A 3484-nucleotide genomic window follows, 5' to 3' on the forward strand; every position below is an offset into this window, starting at 1 on the left:
CCCTCACCACAATGGATCTTCTCAGGGCTTTGATCAGATCAGTGACCCATCAGGCCAATGTTGGTGGGGGCCAGGAAGGGTCCAGATCCCGAACAGAATCACCAGCAAGCCCCCGGCCACGCGCACGCTGCGTTTGCGCAGCAACGCCGTCACCCGCTCGGCAGCCAGCCCTGTCGCGAGCAGCACCGGCCACGTGCCTAGCCCGAACGCCAGCATCAACAACGCACTGTCCAGCGCATTGCCCTGGCTCGCCGACCACAGCAGCGTGCTGTAAACCAGTCCGCATGGCAGCCAGCCCCATAGCGCGCCGAGCAATAAAGCGCGGGGCAGGCTCGACACCGGCAACAGCCGATTGGCGACAGGTTGAATGTAGCGCCACAAACCACGGCCAAGACTTTCGATGCGGGTCAGGCCGCTCCACCAGCCGGCCAGATACAGGCCCATGGCGATCAGCAGCAACCCGGCGAGAATTCGCATGACCATCGCCGCCGGGCTGTTCGCCACCGCCCAACCGGCGAGGCCGATCAGCAAACCGGCGGTCGCGTAACTGAGGATCCGTCCGAGGTTGTACGCCAGCAGCAGACGAAAGCGGCGGCTGCGCTGTTCCTTGGGAATCGCCAGGGTCAGCGCGCCCATCAGGCCGCCGCACATGCCCAGGCAATGCCCGCCACCGAGCAGGCCGAGGATCAGCGCGGAAACCAGGAGAGGCGCCAGCTCAAGCATGGGGTGGTGCCTTGTCCTGCGGTTTGTCGGATTTGGCTTCGTCGACGGCGGCGGTGTGGTTCGGGTCCTGATCATCGAACAGGATGCTGTGGGCCGGGCCATCAAGGTCGTCGTACTGGCCGCTGTCCACCGCCCAGAAGAAGATGTACACAGCGATGGCCACGATCAGCAGGGCGGCGGGGATCATCACGTAAAGAGCTGGCATCGGTACTCCAGGCCCGCGCGGCTCAAGCCGGCAACGGGCGGGTTTCTGAACGGGTGCCGGCAACCGGCGCGCTCGGCAGGCGAGTCAGGCGCAGGGCGTTGAGCACCACGGTCAACGAACTGATCGACATGCCGACGGCGGCCCACACCGGGGTGATCCAGCCGAGGGCGGCGAACGGCAACATGAGGCCATTGTACAGCGCCGCCCACAGCAGGTTCTCGATGATTACCCGACGGGTTCTGCGCGCTAACGTGAAGGCGTGCACCAGCGCATCGAGGCGGTTGGACAGCAGCACCGCGTCGGCACTGGTTTTCGCCAGATCAGTGGCCGAACCCATGGCCACGCTGATGTCGGCAGCGGCCAGCACCGGCACGTCGTTGACCCCGTCACCGAGCATCAACACCTTGCGTCCTTCCTGATGAAGTTGTTGCAGCACGCGCAGTTTGTCATCCGGACGCAGACCGCCACGGGCCTCGTCGATACCCAGTTCGGCGGCGACGCTGGCGACCATCGGCGAGCTGTCGCCGGACAGCAGCAATGTGCGCCAGCCACGCGCCTTGCAGGCGGCGAGCAGGGCGGGCGCATCGTCGCGCAGGCGATCGTCGAGGACGAACCATGCCAGCGCTGCCGAGTCATCACCGAGCAGCAGCCACTGACCCGGCTCATCCGGCATCGCCGGCAGTGGCGAACCGCTGAGGGCGCAGACAAACCCCGCCTGACCAATGCGCAAGCGCTGTGTACCTACCCGTCCTTCGAGACCGAGTCCCGGCGTGCTGTGCACATCTTCAGCCGCCAATGGCGCACGACCGAAAGCACGGGCAATCGGGTGTTCCGAACGGTTTTCCAGGGCGGCGGCAAGGCTCAGGCACTGGTCGCTGCTGAGTGTGCCCAGCGGGCGAATCGAGCGCAGGACCAGGCGGCCTTCGGTCAGCGTGCCGGTCTTGTCGAAGATCACCGTGTCGATCTGGTTCAGGCCTTCCAGCACATGCCCGCGCGTCAGCAACAGGCCGAGTTTGTGCAGGGTGCCGGTGGCAGCGGTCAACGCCGTCGGGGTTGCCAGTGACAGCGCGCAAGGGCAGGTCGCGACCAGCATCGCCAGGACAATCCAGAACGCCCGCGACGCATCCAGCTGCCACCACAACAAGCCGATGCCCGCCGCCGCAATCAGCGACAACAGCAAGAACCACTGCGCCGCGCGGTCGGCGATTTCCGCCAGGCGCGGTTTTTCTGCCTGGGCGCGATCGAGCAGGCGGACGATGGCCGACAGGCGTGTGTCCTGACCCAGCGCCAATACCTCGACGGTGAGCGCGCCCTCGACATTCAGCGTGCCCGCGGTGACCGCATCGCCCAGCGTGCGCGGTTGCGGCAGGTATTCGCCGGTCAGCAGCGATTCGTCGATGCTTGACTGGCCATCGAGAATCCTGCCATCCGCCGGCAGGATCGAACCTGGTTGCACCAGCACCCGGTCACCCAGGCGCAGTTCGCTGAGCAGGATGCGTTCGCTTTGGCCGTCGGTGTCGAGACGCAGGCACGAGGCCGGCAGCAGGTTTACAAGCTGCGCGGTGGCAGCGGCGGTGCGCTCGCGGGCACGGCGTTCCAGATATCGCCCGGCGAGCAGGAACAGCGCAAACATCCCGACCGCATCGAAATACAGTTCGCCGACCCCGGTGATCGAGGTCCAGATCCCGGCGATGTAGGCGCTGCCGATGGCCAGCGACACCGAGACGTCCATGGTCAGGTGGCGGGTGCGCAGATCGCGCATCGCGCCCTTGAAGAACGGCGCGCAGCTATAGAACACGATCGGTGTTGTGAGAAATAGCGCGACCCAGCGCAGGATCGTGTGCAATTCGGGGCTGAGGTCGATGTTGAATTCCGGCCAGGTGGCCATGGTCGCCATCATTGCCTGAAACCACAGCAATCCGGCGACGCCGAGCTGGCGCAGGGCCAGGCGATTTTCGCTGGCCAGTTGTTCGCTGGCGCGGTCGGCCTGATACGGGTGGGCGACGTAACCGATGTGGCGCAGCTCGGCGAGGATCTGGCTCAGCGGCAATTGCGCGTCGGCCCATTGCACATGCAGGCGATGGTTGGACAGATTCAGTCGTGCCTCAGCCACTGCCGGCAGAGTGCGCAGGTGTTTCTCGATCAGCCAGCCGCAGGCGGCGCAACTGATGCCTTCCATCAACAGCGTGGTTTCGGCGAGTTCGCCCGCGTGACGGACGAAGGGTTTTTGCACGTCGGCGCGGTCGTACAGCGCCAGTTCATCGGTCAATTGCACCGGCAAGGCTTCGGGGTTGGCCGAGGCTTCGCTGCGATGCTGGTAGTAACTTTCCAGACCGCCGGCGACGATGGCTTCGGCCACGGCCTGACAGCCGGGACAGCAGAACTCGCGGGATTCCCCGAGCACGACGGCGGTGAAGCGACTGCCCGACGGAACGGGCAGGGCGCAGTGGTAGCAGGGGGAGTGGGGTGGTCATCGAATATTCGCTAATACTGCTGAATCAACACCATCCTTGTAGGAGCTGCCGCAGGTGCGATCTTTTTGATTTTTGTTTTTCA

Annotated in this window: 2 protein-coding genes and 1 pseudogene; all 3 read right to left on the bottom strand. The window is 65.0% G+C overall.

What is annotated here, in order from left to right; translation table 11 throughout:
* Window positions 1-38 precede the first annotated feature (38 nt).
* The 3 genes and pseudogenes from HT737_RS24765 to HT737_RS24775 all read right to left on the bottom strand — a co-directional run bounded on the left by HT737_RS24765 (window position 39) and on the right by HT737_RS24775 (window position 3368).
* A pseudogene (locus tag HT737_RS24765) lies at window positions 39-723 on the bottom strand (sulfite exporter TauE/SafE family protein).
* A complete protein-coding gene (gene ccoS / locus HT737_RS24770; protein ID WP_025110359.1) occupies window positions 716-928 on the bottom strand; it encodes a cbb3-type cytochrome oxidase assembly protein CcoS in 213 nt (70 codons plus the stop codon). Before ccoS ends, HT737_RS24765 begins: the two are co-directional and overlap by 8 nt.
* A gap of 22 nt (window positions 929-950) precedes the next feature.
* The gene (locus HT737_RS24775) at window positions 951-3368 is read right to left on the bottom strand and encodes a heavy metal translocating P-type ATPase (protein ID WP_182404185.1); all 2418 of its coding nucleotides are present in this window, start codon (window positions 3366-3368) and stop codon (window positions 951-953) included.
* Between the last annotated feature and the right edge of the window lie 116 nt (window positions 3369-3484).

Origin of the sequence: Pseudomonas sp. MD195_PC81_125 (genome assembly GCF_014060985.1) — a bacterium.
GTDB lineage: Bacteria > Pseudomonadota > Gammaproteobacteria > Pseudomonadales > Pseudomonadaceae > Aquipseudomonas > Aquipseudomonas parakoreensis.